The 18,358-nt window shown below is 73.6% G+C and carries 15 protein-coding genes and 1 pseudogene; 7 read left to right on the top strand and 9 right to left on the bottom strand.

What is annotated here, in order from left to right; all coding sequences use genetic code 11:
* The first annotated feature begins 39 nt into the window (after positions 1-39).
* The gene (locus AB0E88_RS33860; RefSeq protein WP_361638583.1) at positions 40-810 is read left to right on the top strand and encodes a class I SAM-dependent methyltransferase; all 771 of its coding nucleotides are present in this window, start codon (positions 40-42) and stop codon (positions 808-810) included.
* A 35-nt stretch (positions 811-845) separates the two neighbouring features.
* Here the strand turns inward: AB0E88_RS33860 and AB0E88_RS33855 are convergent, their stop codons facing one another.
* The 3 genes from AB0E88_RS33855 to AB0E88_RS33845 form a co-directional block, all read right to left on the bottom strand.
* Positions 846-1,019 (bottom strand): hypothetical protein, encoded by a 174-nt coding sequence (locus tag AB0E88_RS33855; RefSeq protein ID WP_361638581.1) that lies wholly within the window; start codon positions 1,017-1,019, stop codon positions 846-848.
* 55 nt (positions 1,020-1,074) lie between these two features.
* Positions 1,075-1,425, bottom strand: coding sequence for a hypothetical protein (locus AB0E88_RS33850; RefSeq protein WP_361638579.1), 351 nt, complete (start codon positions 1,423-1,425; stop codon positions 1,075-1,077).
* Between the two features lie 160 nt (positions 1,426-1,585).
* Positions 1,586-2,524: an urea transporter gene (locus tag AB0E88_RS33845; RefSeq protein ID WP_361638577.1), complete on the bottom strand. Its 939-nt coding sequence runs from the start codon at positions 2,522-2,524 to the stop codon at positions 1,586-1,588.
* A 272-nt stretch (positions 2,525-2,796) separates the two neighbouring features.
* Here AB0E88_RS33845 and AB0E88_RS33840 point away from each other — a divergent pair, with 272 nt between their 5' ends.
* On the top strand, positions 2,797-3,993 hold the full coding sequence (locus AB0E88_RS33840) for a cytochrome P450 (protein ID WP_361638575.1): 1,197 nt from the start codon (positions 2,797-2,799) through the stop codon (positions 3,991-3,993).
* A 15-nt stretch (positions 3,994-4,008) separates the two neighbouring features.
* Here AB0E88_RS33840 and AB0E88_RS33835 read toward each other — a convergent pair whose 3' ends face one another.
* Entirely contained in the window at positions 4,009-4,800 is a 792-nt protein-coding gene (locus AB0E88_RS33835; protein ID WP_361638573.1) for a VOC family protein, read from the bottom strand.
* A 166-nt stretch (positions 4,801-4,966) separates the two neighbouring features.
* Between AB0E88_RS33835 and AB0E88_RS33830 the strand changes: the two are divergent.
* A pseudogene (locus AB0E88_RS33830) lies at positions 4,967-5,425 on the top strand (SDR family oxidoreductase); the annotation flags it as partial.
* 108 nt (positions 5,426-5,533) lie between these two features.
* Here AB0E88_RS33830 and AB0E88_RS33825 read toward each other — a convergent pair.
* A complete protein-coding gene (locus tag AB0E88_RS33825) occupies positions 5,534-6,019 on the bottom strand; it encodes a flavin reductase family protein (protein WP_361638571.1) in 486 nt (161 codons plus the stop codon).
* An 82-nt stretch (positions 6,020-6,101) separates the two neighbouring features.
* Positions 6,102-6,845, bottom strand: a complete 744-nt coding sequence (locus AB0E88_RS33820; protein ID WP_361638569.1) for a helix-turn-helix transcriptional regulator — start codon at positions 6,843-6,845, stop codon at positions 6,102-6,104.
* A gap of 54 nt (positions 6,846-6,899) precedes the next feature.
* Here AB0E88_RS33820 and AB0E88_RS33815 point away from each other — a divergent pair, with 54 nt between their 5' ends.
* The gene (locus tag AB0E88_RS33815; RefSeq protein ID WP_361638609.1) at positions 6,900-8,087 is read left to right on the top strand and encodes an MFS transporter; all 1,188 of its coding nucleotides are present in this window, start codon (positions 6,900-6,902) and stop codon (positions 8,085-8,087) included.
* A gap of 37 nt (positions 8,088-8,124) precedes the next feature.
* The gene (locus tag AB0E88_RS33810; protein WP_361638567.1) at positions 8,125-8,973 is read left to right on the top strand and encodes an aldo/keto reductase; all 849 of its coding nucleotides are present in this window, start codon (positions 8,125-8,127) and stop codon (positions 8,971-8,973) included.
* A gap of 193 nt (positions 8,974-9,166) precedes the next feature.
* Here the strand turns inward: AB0E88_RS33810 and AB0E88_RS33805 are convergent, their stop codons facing one another.
* The 3 genes from AB0E88_RS33805 to AB0E88_RS33795 form a co-directional block, all read right to left on the bottom strand.
* The gene (locus tag AB0E88_RS33805; RefSeq protein WP_361638607.1) at positions 9,167-11,779 is read right to left on the bottom strand and encodes a SpoIIE family protein phosphatase; all 2,613 of its coding nucleotides are present in this window, start codon (positions 11,777-11,779) and stop codon (positions 9,167-9,169) included.
* A 647-nt stretch (positions 11,780-12,426) separates the two neighbouring features.
* Positions 12,427-13,860, bottom strand: a complete 1,434-nt coding sequence (locus AB0E88_RS33800; RefSeq protein WP_361638565.1) for a PLP-dependent aminotransferase family protein — start codon at positions 13,858-13,860, stop codon at positions 12,427-12,429.
* Positions 13,861-13,968: 108 nt separating this feature from the next.
* Complete coding sequence (locus AB0E88_RS33795) at positions 13,969-15,729, bottom strand: MOSC and FAD-binding oxidoreductase domain-containing protein (RefSeq protein ID WP_361638563.1); 1,761 nt, start codon at positions 15,727-15,729, stop codon at positions 13,969-13,971.
* A 167-nt stretch (positions 15,730-15,896) separates the two neighbouring features.
* Between AB0E88_RS33795 and AB0E88_RS33790 the strand changes: the two genes are divergently transcribed.
* Complete coding sequence (locus AB0E88_RS33790) at positions 15,897-17,081, top strand: PP2C family protein-serine/threonine phosphatase (protein ID WP_361638561.1); 1,185 nt, start codon at positions 15,897-15,899, stop codon at positions 17,079-17,081.
* A 274-nt stretch (positions 17,082-17,355) separates the two neighbouring features.
* Positions 17,356-18,222 (top strand): SGNH/GDSL hydrolase family protein, encoded by an 867-nt coding sequence (locus AB0E88_RS33785; RefSeq protein ID WP_361638559.1) that lies wholly within the window; start codon positions 17,356-17,358, stop codon positions 18,220-18,222.
* Positions 18,223-18,358: the final 136 nt, after the last annotated feature.

The following is an 18,358-nucleotide window of genomic DNA, read 5'->3' as shown; positions in this document are numbered from 1 at the left end:
CCGGCAGCACGCGTGGGCCACCCGACGAAGGGACTCCTCATGGCATCGGCCTCCCCCGCGGCGGAGTTCGACCACATCGCCCCGGTGTACGACGCCTCACGCGGCGGCACCGACCGGGCCGCCGGCTTCGCCGACCAGCTGGCCCCGCTCCTCGATCCGGCACAGCCGGTGCTCGACGTGGGCGTGGGCACCGGCATCGTGGCCGAGCAGCTGACGGCCCGCGGCCACACCGTGGTCGGCGTCGACCTCTCCCCCGGCATGCTCGCGCTGGCCCGGCAGCGGCTCGGTGACCGGGTCGCGGTGGGTGACGCCTGCCGGCTCCCCGTGCGGACGGCCTCGGTGGCACAGGCCGTGTCCACCTGGCTGCTGCACACCGGACCCGACCGGACGTCGGTCTTCCGTGAGGTGGCGCGCGTCCTGCGGCCCGGCGGCCGCTATCTGGTCGTCCCGGCCCGCGGTATGCGCCCCGCCGACGACATCGGCCGGATCGTGGGCGCGCTGGAGGACCGGCTCGACCCGGAGGGACGGCGCCAGGACGGTCCGGACCACCTCGTACCGGTGGCACGGGCCCAGGGGTTCCAGTACGCGGGCACGGCCGCCGAGCGGCCCGCCACCTTCGAGGTCTCGCCCCGCGCGATGGCGAAGTCGCTGGCCGGCGGCCTCTTCACCGGTGCCTGGCAGCTGGAGGGCGAGGCCGACTTCGCCGCCGTCGCCGAGGCCCGGGAGCAGCTGCTCGCGCTGCCGGACCCGGACACGCCCCGCGTGCGGCGGATGGCCGACTTCGTCATGGTCTTCACGCGGAGCGCCTGACCGCGTCCGGGGCCGGCCCGCCCGGCACGGGCTCCTCAGGCCAGGTGCCCGGTGTGCTGCTGGGCGGCGTACGGTCCGCCCAGCAGCTCCGCCGCCCGGTGCTGGGTGTGCTCGGCGGCCTTCTGCGCCTCCGCGACGACGTCGCCGCGCTCGCGCAGCAGATCCTCGTAGATCGGGGGATGTTCGCTTTCTTTGACGCTGTACATCATTGCCAGGACCTTTCCGCTGTGGTGCGTTTTCCGCTGTCGTGCGTTCCAGATTTCCTCATGCCCGGTTGAGCCGGGCGGCGATTCCGTGGCCGATCAGCAAATAAATGATGGCGGGGAGACCGTAATTGAGGACGACGCGCAGGCTCTCTGTGTCCATCGTGAAAATGTCCTGTGCCCATCCGGACAGCCAGTCGGCGGCCGTGTGCACGAAATCGACGAAGGCATTGCCCTCGTTCGCGTCGAGCAGGTGAAGAAGGATCCACAGGACCAGCACACCGGCCGCGACATCGGCGATCGTGCAGAGGGCCAGGGCCGTCCGCCGGGCGGTGGCCTCACCGCGGGCGGTGCGGTCGGGCGGCGGCTGGTCGTGGACGGGGTATCCGGAAAGCGGGTCGGTGCTGTTCACACGGAATCCGATCTGATGCGGCGGCGGGCGTAGCCCTTTTCCTCCTTCTTCTGCGCCCCGCATTCCCCGCCGTGTTACACCGCACCGTCAATCCCGCATATGTCCCGGCTCTTCGGGCACGGCCCGCCATATCGGTATCCGGATCGCCCGCCGGGCACATTCAGCCGGGCCGCGGACCGGTCTCGGGAGCGGCCACGGGACCGGCGGGCCGGGCGGGGACGCTCAGGCGCGGGAAGGAGCGCGCGGCCGCGAGGAACGCGAGCGTCGTCAGCACGAACGGCCAGGTGAAGGGGTGGCCGCCGGAGGGGGCCAGCAGGGCGGCGACGGCCGGGGTCAGGGCGGTCGCGGTCGCCGCGCCGAGCAGCGCGTACAGCAGGGTGCGCCGGGTCGCCGCGAGGAACACCCCGCACAGGGCGAGCGCCACGAGCACCGCACTGCACCCCGCCGTCCCGTCCGCGATGCGTGCGGCCGGGACGCCGAGGATCCAGGCGGTGAGGAGACCGGTGGCACTGCCGGCGCAGGCCACGAGCCCGGCCACGCGGCTCACCAGGAACAGCCCGGCGAGCAGCAGCCCACCCGCGTACCACTCGTCCAGGAAGAAGACCTGTCCCACATTGCGCAGGAAGCCCCGCCACAGCTCGGCCGGACCCGGGTCCAGGGGGCCGGTGCCGGCGCGGGGCAGCGCGGCCAGGCTGTCACCGTAGGGCCAGACCCGCCCGAAAGCGGGTGCGGCGACGGTCACGGCGCTCGCCAGCAGACAGTACGGCGCGGTCAGCGGCGGCAGTTGCCACACGCGCAGCATCCGCACGACCGCCGCCGTGGCGACCGTGACGACGAGCGACCCCATCACGGCGAGCAGCAGGGTGGACGGCCGCCCGGCATCGAGGAACACCGCACAGCACAGGGCGAACAGGCAGGCGTTGAAGCCCTCCAGCCCCGCCTCCACCCGCTCGCGGGCCACGCCGAACAGCTGCGCGCCGGCAGCGCCCGACGCCGCCCCGGTGAGGGCGTAGGCGGCGTAGCGCCAGTCGGCCACCACCAGCGCGAGGCAGAAGGCCGCGCCCGCCCAGGCGTTGCGCAGGAACATCACCTGAGCCACCCCGCGCAGCGCTTGCGCCCCGACCCCCGAGCCGTGTCCCGTCCGCCCCCACCGCACGCCGCCGGACCGCCCCACTCCCGCCCCCTCACACGCCGACCATCTGATTCCGTCATACGGAATTACATTTCCTCCATACGATACAGAAGCGCCCTTCTCCCGGACAGACGGCCCCGCATGCACCGGGCGGCCCGCCCGGACCGGCGAACCACTGGGCCCATGCGGCGCGCTCGGCCAGGATGAGGGCCTGAACTTCTCCTGTGAGGTGGTCGTCCATGGACATCGTCGATCTCGCCGCGCTCGGTGAGTCCTTCACCCGTGACCCGTATCCGGTGTACGCCCGGTTACGGGAGCAGGGCCCCGTGCATCACGTCCGGATGCCCGAAGGGGGCGCCCTGGCCTGGCTCGTGGTCGGCTACGAAGCCGGGCGTGCCACGCTCGCGGACTCCCGGCTGACGAAGGACTGGAGCAAGGCCTCCCCCTCCCTGCCGATCGGCTCCGTCTCCTCCGGCATGCACATGCTCCGGGCCGACCCGCCGGATCACACCCGGCTGCGCAAGCTGGTCGCCCGCGAGTTCACCGCACGCCGCGTGGAGGAACTCGCCCCGCTCGTCCAGAAGACCACCGACACGCTGCTGGACCGCATGCTCACGGCCCCCGACGGGCGCGCCGATCTGGTCGAGGCGCTGTCCTTCCCGCTGCCGATCACCGTGATCTGCGAACTCCTCGGCGTGCCCGACCTGGACCGGGAGTCCTTCCGCACCTGGTCGAACGAGGCACTCGGCGGCGTGGACCCGGAGGTCCGCAAGGCCGCCGCGGTGTCGATGGCCGGGTATCTGGCCGAGCTGGTGGAGGGCAAGCGCGGGCGCTCGGGCAGCGATCTGCTGAGCGCGCTGATCCACAGCTCGGACGACGACGGCGACCGGCTCTCCCACGACGAACTGATCGGCATGGCCTGGCTGTTGCTCGTCGCGGGCCACGAGACCACGGTGAACCTCATCTCCAACGGCGTCCTCGCGCTGCTGACACACCCCGATCAACTGGCCGCCCTGCGGGCCGACCTGACGCTGATGGACGCCGCCGTGGAGGAGATGCTGCGCTACGACGGGCCGGTGGAGACACCCACCTACCGCTTCACCGTCGACCCGGTGACCATCGGTGACACGGTCGTCCCGGGGGGCGGCGAGCTGGTCCTGGTCGCGCTGGCCGACGCCAACCGCGATCCCGGCCGGTTCGCCGACCCGGGCCGGTTCGACATCTCCCGGGACGCCCGTGGCCATGTGGCGTTCGGCCACGGCATCCACTACTGCCTGGGGGCGCCGCTGGCGCGGCTCGAGGCCCGCGTCGCGATCCGCGCGCTTCTGGAGCGCTGTCCCGACCTGGCCCTGGACATCCACCCCGCGGCCGTCACCTGGCGCCCCGGGATGCTGATCCGCGGCCCGCAGAGCCTGCCCGTACGCTTCACGCCGTAGCGGCGCGGGGCCGCGTCAGCCCTGGGCGGGGGCGAGCACGACGAAGTCCGCCTGGAACGGGTCGAGGCAGACGGCGAGTCTGCCCACGCCCTCCATGTCCGCCGGCCCCATCTGCACGCTGCCGCCGCCCTCGGTGACCTTGGTGATCGCGGCGTCGCAGTCCGGCACGTCGAAGACCGGGTGCCAGTAGGGCCGGCCGCTCGTCAGGCTGAGGTCCGCCGGGCGGAGCTGCATCAGGCCGCCCTGCATGCGCTCCTCGGGCAGCCCCGAGGGCGTGATGATGGTGTACGTGCCCTCGCCGCCCGGCATCTCCATGTCGGAGTACTGCCAGCCGAAGACGGAGCCGTAGAACTCCTTCGCCGCGGCGGCGTCGGTCGTGTAGAGCTCGGTCCAGGACAGCGATCCGGGCGCGCCGACCAGCTCGAAGCCGGTGTTCCGCCCCGGCTGCCAGACCGCGAACTGAGCGCCCTGCGGGTCGGTGAACTGCGCCATCTTCCCCCAGTCGCCGAGGTCGCGGGGCTCGACGCGCACCGTGCCGCCGGCCCCCTGCACCGCCTGCGTCGTGGCGTCGGCGTCGGTGACGCAGTAGTAGATCATCCAGGCCGAACGCGCCCCTTCCTCGGTCAGCCTGCCCAGGCCACCGACGGTCTTGCCGTCCTTTTTCAGCGCTCCGCCTTCCATGTCGCCGCCCATCGGCTCGAACTCCCAGCCGAGCACCGAGCCGTAGAAGGACGCGGCGGCCTTGATGTCCGGGGCGCCGAGGTCGATCCAGCAGGGCACGCCCGGAACGAGGTCAGTGGTGATCACGGTCGGTTCCCTTCCGTAGGTTCGCTGCAACCCAGAGTGACACCGCCCACTGACAATCGCGCGCTGATCACCGTGCCCCGGACGGGCCCCCCGGTGCCGGTGACGCCCTCGGACCGTCCGGCGCCCCGGATGGCATGATCGACGGGTCCGGGCGGGCGAGCGGAGGGAGGTCTCCCTGGACAGCCTGCGGTCGGTGTTCGACCTGAACGTCCGCGCCGCCGTACAGGTCACCCAGGCGTTCGTCGGCGGCATGCGGGAGCGGGGCTGGGGCCGGATCGTCAATGTCACCAGCCGGTCGGTGTTCGGCGCGCGGCGGCGCAGCAGCTACGCGGCGGCGAAGAGCGCGCTCGTGGGGCTGACGCGGACCTGGGCGCTGGAGCCGGCCGCGGACGGGGTGACCGTCAACGCGGTCGCGCCGGGGCCGGTCGAGACGGAGCTGTTCCGCGCCTCGCACCCGGTCGGCGGCGAGGAGGAGGCCCGCGTGCTGCGGTCGCTGCCCGTGGGGCGGCTGGGGCGGCCCGAGGAGGTGGCGGCCGCGATCGCGTTCCTGCTGGGCGAGGACGCCGGTTTCGTCACCGGCCAGATGCTGGGGGTGGACGGCGGCGGCAGCATCCCGGGCCGCTGACGGCCGGGATCGTACGGCCACAGCGTCCCACCGCCATGCCGCTGACGCTGACGGCCGGGGTCGTACCGCCGCAGCGTCACTCCACCGCGCCGCCGGCCGGTCGCCGGTTCAGTCCGCGGGATGCCCCGGCTCGATGTCCAGCGCGTCGCGCAGACGCAGCAGCGGCGCGTCGGTGTGCCGGGCGCCCCAGCGCTCCGGTTCGAGGACGAAGCAGACGTGGTCGCCGCTGTCCAGGACGTCCCGCACGGCGCCCACGAACCACGCCGCCGCGTCCTCGAGGACGACCGCGCCGCCGTCCTCCCGGCGCCAGCGCGCCCGTGCGAACTTGTCGACGCTGTCGCCGGTCTCACCGCCGAACAAGGCGGCGAGTTCATGCTGGTCGCGGGTGAGCAGGTGCACGGCGAGCCGGTCCGCGGCGCGGGCCACGCCGTAGGTGTGGTTGGCCTTGGACAGCCACACCGCGTACCGCGCCGGCTGGATGGAGCACTGGGCGGAGAACCCGACGAGGCAGCCCGACCGCTCGTCTCCCGCCACGGCCGTGACCACGCACATCTCGGGGTTCAGCCGGTCCATGAACGCGTCGGCGCCCGCCATCTCTCCAGCACTCCCGTCCCCGGCCACCGCCGGCCCACGGCACGCTTCCCACCGGTCACCCTACGACTGCCCCGCTCCCGCGTCACAACTCCTGGTGGCGGCCAGGGGTATGGCCGAAGGTGCGCCGGAAGACGTCGATGAAGGCGCTGGCCGACGCCCACCCGCACCGGTGCGCCACCGTCGTGACCGGGGTGTCCTCGGCCAGCAGCACCAGGGCGTGATGCAGGCGGACCTGGGTGCGCCACTGCGGGAAGGTCATGCCGAGGTGGCCGCGGAACAGGCGGGAGAGCGTGCGTTCGCCGGCCCCGACCTCACGGCCGAGTTCGGCGAGGGTGCGGTTGTCGGAGGGATCGGCGCGCACGAGCGCGCACAGCGCACGCAGCCGGGGCTCGGCCGGCATGGGCAGGTGCAGCGGCTGCTGGGGCGCGGCCCTCACCTGGTCGAGCAGTACGGCCAGCAGGCGCCGCTGCTCGGGGGTTTCGGTACCGGGGGCGTGCGTGCAGGCGATGATCAGCTCGCGCAGCAGCGGGCCGACGCGGAGCACGGTCGGCGTGTCCAGGCCGAGCGGGTTCGCCGTGGTGGGCAGGCCCAGCAGGTGCAGTTCGAGGTCGCCGTGCGCCTGATGGGCGTGCACGGTTCCGGCCGGGATCCAGATGGCCCGGGTGGCCGGGGCGATCCAGGACCCCGCGTCGGTGGTGACGGCCAGGACACCGCGGCCGGCGTAGGCGATCTGGTGATCCTCGTGCCGGTGGGCGTCGATCCCGGTCCCCGGGGCCAGACGCTGGGTACGGGTCGGCGCGACCGGTGTGTGGCGGATCTCCGTCATTGGTTGGCAGATTATCGGAAGTACGACACCGGGTGCGGCATCGAGCATGACCAGGTGCGCAGGAACTCATCGATCACGCTGCTGTCCGTCGGCCATGCCTGTGTCGACGTCTATCAGGGCGCCGTGGCGTCCCTCGTCCCGTTCTTCGTCGCCGAGCGCGCCTACGGTTACGCCGCGGTCTCCGGGATCGTGCTCGCCGCCTCCCTGCTGTCGTCGGTGGCGCAGCCGCTGTTCGGGCTGCTGACCGACCGCCGGCCGTTGCCGTGGCTGCTGCCGTGCAGCACGCTGCTGGGCGGCCTGGGCGTCGCGCTCAGCGGCGTCGGCGGCTCCTACGCCCTGACCCTGGCGTTCGTGGCGCTCTCCGGCATCGGTGTCGCCGCCTACCATCCGGAGTCCGCCCGTGTCGCACGGATCGCCTCCCGGGGCAGTCACAGCGCGATGGCGTGGTTCTCGCTGGGCGGCAACCTGGGTTTCGCGACCGCTCCCCTGCTGGTCGCCGCCGTCGTCGCGCCCGCGGGACTGCGCTGGACGCCCTTCCTCGCCGTACCGGCCGCCGTCGGCTGCACACTGTGCCTGCCCGTCCTGCGCGCCCTGGGCCGTGCCGGACGGGGCGGCCGGGACACCGCGGTGGCGGCCGGGCGCGACGACACGGCGTCCTTCGTGAAGCTGTCGTGCGTCGTCGTGTGCCGCTCGATCGTCTTCACCGGCCTGAGCACGTTCGTGGCCCTGCACGTCGAGCAGCGCACCGACGGCGGCACCCGGGCGGGCACGGCGGCGCTGTTCGTGCTGTACCTCGGCGGCGCGGCCGGCTCGGTGCTCGGCGGGAAGCTGGCCGGCCGCTGGGACCGCGTGACGGTGTCCCGGTGGTCGTACCTGCTCAGCGTCGGCGCGGTCGCCGGGGTCGTCCTCGCCCGTGGTCCCGTCCTCTTCGGCTTCGTCGCGCTGACCTCGATCGGGCTGTACGTCCCGTTCTCCCTCCAGGTCACCCTCGGCCAGGACTACCTGCCGAGCCGGATCGGCACCGCGAGCGGCATCACGCTCGGGCTGACCGTCAGCGTCGGCGGACTCGTCAGCCCGCTCGTCGGCGCCCTCGCCGACGCCACCTCGCTGCGCACCGCGCTGACCCCGCTGATCCTCATGCCCGCGCTGAGCTGGCTGCTGCTGCGCACCCTGCCCGAGCCGGCCCCGCCCGCCGTGCCCACTTGGAGCACCGACCGGGACACGACGCCGTCCAGTGGGTAACCGTGCACCGACCTCCCGTCGATACTGAGGACAGCGCATGCAGACCGTCACACTGAACAACGGCGTCGAGATGCCGATCCTCGGCTTCGGCGTCTACCAGATCCCGCCCGGGCAGACCGAGCAGGCCGTCAGCGACGCCCTCGCCGCGGGCTACCGGTCGCTGGACACCGCCGCCGCCTACGGCAACGAGGAGGCCGTGGGCCGCGCGATCAGGAGCAGCGGCATCCCGCGTGAGGAACTGTTCGTCACGACCAAGCTGTGGGTGTCCGACGCCGGTGAGGAGCGGGCCCGGCGCGCCTTCGAGACCTCGCTGCGCAAACTCGGCCTGGACCGCGTCGACCTCTATCTGATCCACCAGCCGTACGGCGACGTGTACGGCTCGTGGCGCGCGATGCAGCGGCTGCTGGGCGAGGGCCTGGTGCGGGCCATCGGGGTGTCCAACTTCTACCCGGACCGCCTGGTGGACCTCATCGACCACAACGAGGTCACGCCCGCGGTGAACCAGATCGAGACCCACCCGTTCTTCCAGCGCACGGCGGACCAGGAGCTCATGCGCGAGCGCGGGGTGCAGATCGAGTCGTGGGGGCCGTTCGCGGAGGGCCGCAACCGGCTCTTCACCCACCCCGTGCTCACCGGCATCGCCGGCGCGCACGACAGGTCCGTCGCGCAGGTGGTGCTGCGCTGGCTGATCCAGCGCGGTGTCGTCGTGATCCCCAAGTCGGTGCGCGCCGAGCGGATGGCGGAGAACATCGACGTGTTCGGCTTCGAGCTGACCGGTGAGGAGATGGCGGCGATCGCCGCGCTGGACACCGGGGCGTCGCTGTTCTTCGACCACCGCGACCCGGCCATGGCCAGCCGGCTGGGCACCGTCAGCCTGGAGTCCTGAGCCGCCGGGTCACCACCGGGCACCGGGTCACCTTCCCGACTCGGCGGTCACCACCGGCCGCCGGGTCCCCTCGCCGGCTCGGGTCACCCTTGGCGCCGGGCCGCTCGCCGACCCGGGGGTCACCGCCCGACCCGGGGCCCACCGCCCTCGCCGGGCCCCTCGCCGACCCGGCGGTCACCGCCCGCGCCGCGGGTCACCACGCCATCTCGTCGATGAGCAGCGTCGCGTCCGGCAGGGCCGTGCCGCCCAGGTTCTGCTCGGCCCAGATCACCTTGCCGTGCGCCGCGTACCGGGTGCCCCACCGCTCGGCGAACTGGGAGACGAGGAACAGGCCCCGGCCGCCCTCGTCGGTGGTGGTGGCCCGGCGCAGCCGCGGTGAGGTGTTGCTGCCGTCGGACACCTCGCACACCAGCGTGCGGCCGAGCAGCAGGCGCACCCGGACGGGCGGGGCGCCGTAGCGGATGGCGTTGGTGAGCAGTTCGCTCAGGATCAGCTCCGTGGTGAACGACTCGTCCTCCAGCCCCCACTCCTGGAGCCGGCGGACGACCTCCGACCGGACGCGCGACACCTCCGTCACGTCGAACGGCACGTCCCAGGTGGCCACCTTGGCCGGGTCGAGCAGCCGGGTCCGGGCGACGAGCAGCGCCACGTCGTCGGTGGGGTGCGCGGGCAGCATGGTGTCCATCAGGGCCCGGCAGGTCTCCTCCGGCGTGCCGCCCGGGGCGGCCACGGCCGTACGCAGCATGGCGAGACCGTCGTCGATGTCGCGTCCCCGGTCCTCGATCAGCCCGTCCGTGAACAGCACCAGGCGGCTGCCCTCGGGCAGGTCCAGCTCTCCGCACTCGAACGGGAACCCACCGACGCCGAGCGGCGGCGACACCGGGATGTCCGGGAACGTGACCCGGCCCTGCGGGTCCACGACCGCCGGGGCGAGGTGGCCGGCGCGGGCCAGGGTGCAGCGGCCGCCGACCGGGTCGTAGATGGCGTACAGGCAGGTGGCGCCGGTCAGCGGGGCCGGGGCGGTGTCCGCGGTCTCCGCCTGCGTGTCCAGCCGCGCCACCATCTCGTCGAGATGGCCGAGCAGCTCGTCCGGGGCCAGGTCGAGCGAGGAGAAGTTCAGCACGGCCGTGCGCAGCCGGCCCATGGTGACCGCCGCGTGCAGCCCGTGTCCGACGATGTCACCGACGACCAGCGCCACCCGGAAGCCGGGCAGCGGGATGACGTCGAACCAGTCGCCGCCCACGCCGGACTGTGCCGGCAGGTACCGCCACGCGACCTCCAGCGCGTCCTGCTCCGGCAGGTCCCGGGGCAGCAGGCTGCGCTGGAGGGTGACGGCCATGGCGTGCTCGCGCGAGTAGCGGCGGGCGTTGTCGATGGCCACCGCGGCCCGGGCCACCAGTTCCTCGGCGACCGCGACGTCCTCCTCCTCGAACGCGGCCGAGCCCTCGCCGCGCCAGAGGTTGACCATGCCGAGGACCACACCGCGCGCCCGCAGCGGCACCGTGATGAGCGAGTGGATGCCGTAGTCCAGGGCCCGCCGCGCCCCCGCCGGGTCGTGGGCCCGCCAGTCCTGCGCGGTGTGCAGGTCGGTCACGAGGACGGCCTTCCCGCCGTGCAGGGCGGCGACCATGGGCGTGTCGGCCGCCACGAACCGGATCAGATCACCGACCGGCTGCAGCGGATGCCCGGTCTGCGACTCGCTGAGCGCGGTGCGCCGCATCTGCTTCACGGCGCCGGACGGCTCCTCGCCGCGCAGCACGGAGTCGAGCAGCTCGACGGTGACGAAGTCCGCCATGCGCGGGACGGCGACCTCGGCGAGCTCCTCGGCGGTGCGCCGCATGTCCAGCGTGGTGCCGATGCGCACGCCGGCCTCGTACAGCAGGGTGAGCCGGCCGCGGGCCACCTCGGCCTGGCCGGAGAGGGCGCGTAGTTCGGTGGTGTCGCGGAACGTGGCCACCAGGCCCTGGACGCCGCCGTAGGGCTCGGTCAGCCGGGTGTTGACCGCAAGCAGCCGGTCCCCGGCGGGGACGACCTGGTCGGAGACGGCCTCGCCGGAGGAGAGGATGCGGGTCGGGCCGGGGCCGAGTCCGAGCTCGGTGACCTGCCGCTGGTCGGCGTCCGCCGGGAGGTCCAGCAGCCTGCGCGCCTCGTCGTTGGCGAGCAGCACCCGTCCGTCGGCGCCGACGATGAGCACGCCTTCGCGCACGGCGTGCAGGACGGCGTCGTGGTGCTCGTACATCCGGGTCATCTCGACGGGGCCCAGACCATGTGTCTGCCGGCGCAGCCGCCGGCCGACCAGGGCGGTACCGCCGGTCGCGAGCGCCAGCGCCACCGCCGACGCGCCGAGCATCACCGGCACCTGGTGGTTCAGCACGTGGCCGAGGGTCTCGACCTGGATGCCGGCGCTGACCAGGCCGACCACCCGGCGGCTGGCGTCGGTCACGGGCACCACCGCGCGTACGGCGTCGGACGGCTCGCCGTGGAAGGTCTCGGTGAACGCCTCGCCCGCCGCGGCCCGTTCGACACCCTGGGCCCGGGTGCCGATCAGGGAGGGGTCGGTGTCGGTGAGCCGCACCCCGCGTTTGTCGAGGACGGTGATGAAGTCGACGCCGGATCCGTGGCGCGCCTGCTCCGCCGGTCCCTGCAGCAGCGCGTTGGGGTTCGGTGAGCGCAGCGCGAGGGCGGTGCCGGGCGCGTGCGCGAACGCCTCGGCGGTGGCCAGGGAGCGGTTCCTGGCGTTGCGCTCGCCGTCGTAGCGGCCCTGCACCACCAGGGCGGTGGCGGCCGCGGCGACGAGCACCAGCATGATCAGGGCCTGGAGCAGGAAGACCTGGGTGGCGAAGGTGCGGACGCTCAGCGACGGCGACAGCCGGTGGCCCGGTGATCGGCGGTCCTTCCCGCTGTCGCGGTCCGTATGGCCTGCCGCGGCTCCCCGGCGCCCCCGCTTTCTCGGGGCTTCCGGGGTTTCTTGGTCTCCCGGGGGCCGAGGCGCGTCGCGCAGCCGCCGTGCGCCGCTCGGCGGCGGCGCGGCCCTCGCCCGGGACCAGCGCGACCGTCCGCCCATGTCCCCCTTTGTAGCACCGCACCTCCGCGCCGGGCGAACGGTGACGGCCCTCCGGGGCAACCGCCACGCGGCCCGGCCCGGCGACCGGCTGCCGCCGTGAGGCGCGAGGCTGCGGCGCCCGCGCGCCACGGCCACCAGGATCACGCCCCCACGACCGCCCGGCGCGACCCTGCCGCGACCGCCTGCCGGCGCCGTCCGGCGCACCCCCGCCGCGACCGCCTGCCGGCGCCGTTCCAAACGCCCCCGCCGCGGCCGCGTCCCGCCGCTGCCCGGGGCGGCGCTGTCACGGCCTCGGGCCACCGCCGGGAGCACCGCTGCCGCGCGACCGCCTGCCCCGGGGTTTCCCGGCGACCTCGTCGGCGGCGGACCGCCGGGCCGCGACTTCTCGTCTATACGGGGGTGTCGGCGGACCAGGTCGGGCGGCCGCGGGAGAGGGCGCCGGTCAGGGCGCGCAGGGCCCCGGTGAGGGTGCCCACGTCACGGGCGTTGCCGAGGCACAGCCGGAACGCGCGCGGCGGCGGCTGGTCGGTGGCGCTGTAGTACAGCGTGGGGCTGACGGAGATGCCCTGGCCGTCGGCGAGGGCGAGCGCCTCGGAAGCGGTCCAGGGCGCGTGCAGTTCGACCCAGGCGTGCAGGGCGTCGGCCCGGATGTGGCTGATCGCCGGCGCCTCGGCCAGCAGGTGCACGGCGGCGGCGCGGCGGCGGCTCATCTCCAGGCGCTGCCAGTCGAGCAGGCGCTCGGCGGTGCCGTCCTCGAGCCAGCTCAGGGCGACCGCGGTGGCGAGCGGGGACGGGTTGAAGACGGTGGCGCGGACGAGCGCGCCGAGGCGGCCGGCCAGCTCGGGCGGTCCGGCGAGGAACCCGCAGCGCAGGCCCGGTGCGAGGGTCTTCGACAGGCTGGTGAGGAAGAGGGTGCGTTCGGGGGCCAGCGCGGCCAGCGGGGGCAGTCCGGCGTGGTCGGAGAGCAGCCCGAAGACGTCGTCCTCGATGATGACCAGGTCGTGGCGGCGGGCGATGTCGACGACGGCCTCGCGGCGCCCGAGCGGCAGCGTCGCGGCGGTCGGGTTGTGGGCCGTCGGCATGCAGTACAGGGCGCGCGCGGAGGGGGCGGCGGCGCAGGCCTCCTCCAGCGCCTCCGGAACGAGGCCCTCGCCGTCCATGGCGACGCCGGACATGCCGATGCCCAGCAGCCGGGCGGCGGTCTTGGCGCCGGGGTAGGTCAGCTCCTCGGTCAGCAGGGTCTCGCCGGCGCGCAGCGCGGCTCCGAACGCCACCAGCAGGGCGTGCTGGCTGCCGGAGCAGATCGCCACCTGGTCGGGGCCGACGTCCAGGCCGCTGCGGGCGAGCCAGCCGCAGGCGGTGCGCCGGTGCTCGTAGGCGCCGACATCGGACTCGTAGCCGAGCAGCGCGCCCAGGTCGGCGGTGCCGGCGAGCGTGGTGAGGGTACGGCGGAGCAGCTCCTCGTGCCGGCCCCGCGCGGGGGCGTTGACCGCCATGTCGTGCCGGACGGGCGCGTCGGCGTCACCGGCGTGAGGGGTGTCCCGCAGGTGCGGGATGCCGGAGGCGCCGGCGACGAAGGTGCCGCGTCCGACGGTGCTGCTGACCAGCCCCTGCTCCTCGGCCTCGCGGTAGGCGCGGCTGACGGTGGGGACCGCGACGCCGAGGGCTCGGGCCAGTTCACGGTGGGTGGGCAGGCGGTCGCCCGCCGACAGCCGGCCGGTGGTCACCGCGGTGGCGATCGCCTCGGCGATGCGCCGGTAGACCGGCCCACTCGTCCCGTCGTCGGCCAGCAACTGCGCGAACAGGCGGGGATCGGCCGCCATCGCTCTCCTCTTCTCATCGAGGCGTCTTCTCCACCCCAGGCGTCTTGTCGTGGGGGCGCCGTGGACGGTGCTCGTGAGGACCGTGACACGGGCGGTGTCGCCGGACCGTCACAGGTCGATCATGACGCTTGTGGTGGGACGAGCACAGCACACCGGGACCTGTCCCGGCTCCACGGGGGCCGTCGGTTCGATCACATAGGCGACCTCGCCGTCGTCGAGACCGGTCACGCAGGTGCCGCACAGGCCCGTGCGGCAGGAGGCGTCGGGACGCAGACCGGCCTGTTCGGCGAGGGCGAGCAGGCTGAAGGTGTTCTCCCGCCAGGGCACGCTCACCCCGGAGCGGGCGAAGGTCACCGTGACCGGCCGGCCGTCGGCGTCGCGCGCCACGGCACCGGTGTCCGCCTGCCCCTCGGCCTGTTCCGCGCCGGTCAGGGGCCGGGCCGCGCCGAAGAACTCGTGGTGCACCCGGTCGGCGGGGACGCCGAGAGCGGCCAGGGCGGCGACGACGTCCGTCATGAAGCCGGCGGGCCCGCAGACGTAGTAGTCCGCGTCGAGCGAGGGCAGGATCCGCTCCAGTACGTCCGGGGTGAGCCGGCCCGTCTCGTCGAAGTCACGCCCGGGTGTGTCCTCGGGCCCGGGGCGGCTGAACAGCAGGTGGGTGCGGAGCCCGTCCCGGGATCCGGCCAGCCGGCGCACGTACGGCCCGAAGGCGAGCTCGCGCGACGAACGGGCCTGGTGGACGAAGTGGACGTCACGCGCCGACTCGCCGTCCTGCCCGGCGAGTTCGGTGAGCATCGCGAGCACCGGGGTGATGCCGATCCCCGCGCTGACGAGCACGACGGGACGACGGCCCGGCTGGAGCACGAACCGGCCGCGGGGCGCCCGCGCCCGTAGCCGCGCACCGGCCGCGACATCCGCGTGCAGATACCCGGAGGCGACGCCCGCGGGGGCGCCCGGCGCGTCGGACGGGGCGGGCTCGCGCTTGACGGCGATGCGGTAGCCGAGGCCGTCGTCGGTGCGGCCGGCCACGGTGTAGGTCCGCACGACGGGCCGCGGCGCCCCGGGCACGTCGAGCGAGAGGGTCAGGAACTGCCCGGCCGCGAAGTCCGGCAGCCGCTCGCCGTCCGGATCGGCCAGGTCGAAGGAGACGACGTCCGCGGCCTCCTGGCGGCGGCCCGTGACGACGAGGGCGCGCTCGCCGGACCATCCCTCCTGCGTTCCGCGGGCCCGGTGCAGCAGCCGTTCCGCCTTGGTGCGCAGGAGCGGCGGCACCGCGGCGCACTCGAGGACCCGGGCGAGGGCCGCAGCGTCGGGCCGCTCCCGGTGCAGGACACGGGCCAGGGCCGCGACAGACAGACCCCCGTCGCCCCGGCGCACGCGCTCGATCTTGTCGCCGGCCCGGATCAGGCCGGGCTCCAGCACCCGGCAGAAGAAGCCCACGCGTCCGCTGCTCAGATAGCGGGCGGGGAAGTCCTCCTCACCGAGCCGGACGGCCATCTTGCGGCAAGGGATGCGCGGTTGTGTGACGCGCAGGAGCACCTCGCCTATGCGCAGCTCGTCGCCGATGCCGACCTCGTCGTCCGCGGGGCCGTCGACGGTGAGGTTCTCCCCGAAGGTGCCGTGCGGCAGGTCGCGGCCCAGCTCGCGGCGCCAGTCGTCGTAGTGACGGAGCTGGTAGCAGAGCACGGCGCGGTCCCGGTCGTCGGCGTCGTCGACGTGGTCGTCGGCGACCAGCCCGTCCGGGCCCACGGGCACGGCGCCCTGAGCGGGGCGCTTGTCGAAGCCGGTGACGATCGTCTCGCCCTGGACGGTCATCGGCCGCGCCTGCCCGAGGTTGACCGAGAGCAGCTCTCCGAAGATGTGGGTCATGGAGAGAAAGTAACATTACAATCCTCGAATGAGAAGACATTGTCCAACAACACACAGGCGACGGCGCCTCCATACGGCCCTCCCGCCCTGCGCCGCGCCATGGGCGGTGTGAGACTGCTGAGCGATGACGGCCCGGCGCGGGCGCGACGAGGGGAGCACGGGTGGTGATGACGCCAGAGACCGGCGACGACCTGCTGGAGCAGTTCCTGGCCGATCCGGCCAACTCCACCCTGGACCTGGGCACCGCGGCGGCCCGCGTGACCAAGGCCCTGGGTCTGCAGCAGTCCGTGGTGTATCTCGCCGATCTGCAGCAGCGCCATCTGATCCCGCTCACCGACGTGACGTCCACGCTGCCCATCGACGGCTCGCTCGCCGGGTGGAGCTACCGCACCCAGTCGCTGCGCGTGGAGGAGTCCGAGACCGGTGCGATGATCGCCTGGTTCCCGCTGCTGGACGGCGCCGAACGGCTGGGCGTCCTGGCGGTGCACACGCCCGCGCTCACCGCCGCCTCCCTGACCCGCGGCCGGGCGCTGGCCATGCTCATGGCCATGATGATCACCTCACGGCGGGCGTACCAGGACTCCTTCGTACGGCGGACCCGCACCGACCGGATGCAGCTGCCCTCCGAGATGCTGCGTGCCTTCCTCCCGCCCCGCACGATCGGCAACGCCCGGGCCGTCTCCACGGCCGTCCTGGAACCCGCCTACGAGATCGGCGGCGACGCCTTCGACCACGCGCTCACCGAGACGACGCTGCACGCCACGGTGCTGGACTCGCTGGGGCACAACCTCGCCTCCGGGCTGACCAGTGCCGTGTCGCTGGCCGCCTGCCGCAACGCCCGCCGTTGCGAGCTCGACCTGCCCGACCTGGTCAACAGCGTCGACAGCGCGCTCGCGACCTGGCTGCCCGAGCAGTTCTGCACCGCCGTCGTCGCCCAGCTGGACCTGGCGACCGGGATACTGCGCTGGAGCAACTGCGGCCACCCCGCGCCGCTGCTGATCCGCGACCACCGGCTGATCGTCGACGCGCTGGAACGCGAGCCGGACCCGCCGCTGGGGCTGGCACGGCTGCTGTCCACCCGGGAGCGGCGCACCCACGAGGTCGCCCTGCAACCCGGCGACCGGGTGCTCCTGTACACCGACGGTGTCACCGAGGCGCGCACGCCCGACGGGGAGCTGTTCGGGCTCCAGCGGTTTGCCGACTACGTCATCCGGGCCACCGCGTCCGGAGAACTGGCCGCGGAGACGCTCCGGCGTCTGATCCACTCGATCCTGGACGGCCAGGCCAGCCGGCTGCGGGACGACGCGACGATCCTGATGTTCGAGTGGCAGCCACCGGTGACCGTGACGTGACCGGTCCGCGCTCCAAAGACGGTGGTCGGCGTTTCAAGAACTTCCGTCCGGCTTGTTGACTCGCTGTCTCACCGGCTGCACATTACTTAGCGGTAGAACCGTGCAGTAACCCTGCGGTCGGTCCTCCCCGGCCGTCGCCGTGCGCCCCCCACGCTCATGACACGGCCGTAGGCACCTTCCTTCTGCTCGAGCCGCATTTCTCGCTCCCCTGCACGCCGCGCGGGCACAGCCGTGCCCGCGCTCGCGCCTGCGCTTCCCGAGAAAGAGAGAGCACATGCCGAAGCATGCCCTGCGTCATGTCATGCCCGCGACAGCCGCAGCCGTGGCCCTGAGCTTCACCGGGGCTCCCGCCCACGCCACCACCGCCCCGCTCGACTACGTGGCCCTCGGCGACAGCTACAGCGCCGGATCGGGCGTCCTGCCCGTCGACCCCACGAACCTGCTGTGCCTGCGCTCCACGGCCAACTACCCGCACGTCCTGGCGAACCGGACCGGCGCCCGCCTGACGGACGTGACCTGTGGCGGCGCCCAGACCAAGGACTTCACGCAGGCGCAGTACCCGGGCACGGGCCCGCAGCTCGACGCCGTCGGCGCGGGCACCGACGTGGTGACGCTGACGATCGGCGGCAACGACAACAACACCTTCATCAACGCCGTCGTGTCCTGCGGCACGGCCGGCGTCCTCAGCGGTGGCAAGGGCAGCCCCTGCAAGGACAAGTACGGCACGTCCTTCGACGACCAGATCGAGGCGAACACCTACCCGGCGCTCAAGGCCGCGCTGGCCGGCGTACGCGCGAAGGCACCCCACGCGCGCGTGGCGGCCCTCGGCTACCCCTGGATCGTCCCGCAGACCTTCGACGCCTCCTGCTTCCTCAAACTCCCCCTCGCCGAAGGAGACGTCCCCTACCTGCGTGCGATCCAGGCCCATCTCAACGCCGTCGTGGCACGCGCCGCCGAGGAGACCGGGACCGCCTACGTCGACTTCAGCGAGGCGTCCGAGGGCCACGACGCCTGCCAGGCCCCCGGAACGCGCTGGATCGAGCCGCTGCTGTTCGGGCAGAACATCGTGCCGGTCCACCCGAACGCGCTCGGCGAACGCCGCATGGCCGAACGCACGATGAACGACCTCGGCCTCGACTGACCACACAACGGGCGACGACGGCCCGCACCCGCCGACGGCGGCAAGGGGCCGGGGTGGGGGGTGTCCGCCCGCAGCGTCCGGCACCGGCACAGGGCGCCGTACCGAGTGACGGCCGGCCGGACCGAGGACGGACACC

This window comes from Streptomyces sp. NPDC028635 (genome assembly GCF_040637635.1).
Lineage (GTDB): Bacteria > Actinomycetota > Actinomycetes > Streptomycetales > Streptomycetaceae > Streptomyces.
The sequence above is the reverse complement of the archived record's forward strand: the minus strand, read 5'-3'. Positions and strand labels throughout refer to the sequence as shown.

Excerpts from the sequence above, each read along its gene's own strand:
- AB0E88_RS33825 (WP_361638571.1), bottom strand. The coding sequence starts at position 6,019 with ATGGCGGGCGCCGACGCGTTCATGGACCGGCTGAACCCCGAGATGTGC.
- AB0E88_RS33860 (WP_361638583.1), top strand. The coding sequence starts at position 40 with ATGGCATCGGCCTCCCCCGCGGCGGAGTTCGACCACATCGCCCCGGTG.
- AB0E88_RS33810 (WP_361638567.1), top strand. The coding sequence starts at position 8,125 with ATGCAGACCGTCACACTGAACAACGGCGTCGAGATGCCGATCCTCGGC.
- AB0E88_RS33820 (WP_361638569.1), bottom strand. The coding sequence starts at position 6,845 with ATGACGGAGATCCGCCACACACCGGTCGCGCCGACCCGTACCCAGCGT.
- AB0E88_RS33785 (WP_361638559.1), top strand. The coding sequence starts at position 17,356 with ATGCCGAAGCATGCCCTGCGTCATGTCATGCCCGCGACAGCCGCAGCC.
- AB0E88_RS33790 (WP_361638561.1), top strand. The coding sequence starts at position 15,897 with ATGACGCCAGAGACCGGCGACGACCTGCTGGAGCAGTTCCTGGCCGAT.
- AB0E88_RS33795 (WP_361638563.1), bottom strand. The coding sequence starts at position 15,729 with ATGACCCACATCTTCGGAGAGCTGCTCTCGGTCAACCTCGGGCAGGCG.
- AB0E88_RS33840 (WP_361638575.1), top strand. The coding sequence starts at position 2,797 with ATGGACATCGTCGATCTCGCCGCGCTCGGTGAGTCCTTCACCCGTGAC.
- AB0E88_RS33805 (WP_361638607.1), bottom strand. The coding sequence starts at position 11,779 with ATGCTGGTGCTCGTCGCCGCGGCCGCCACCGCCCTGGTGGTGCAGGGC.
- AB0E88_RS33800 (WP_361638565.1), bottom strand. The coding sequence starts at position 13,860 with ATGGCGGCCGATCCCCGCCTGTTCGCGCAGTTGCTGGCCGACGACGGG.
- AB0E88_RS33855 (WP_361638581.1), bottom strand. The coding sequence starts at position 1,019 with ATGATGTACAGCGTCAAAGAAAGCGAACATCCCCCGATCTACGAGGAT.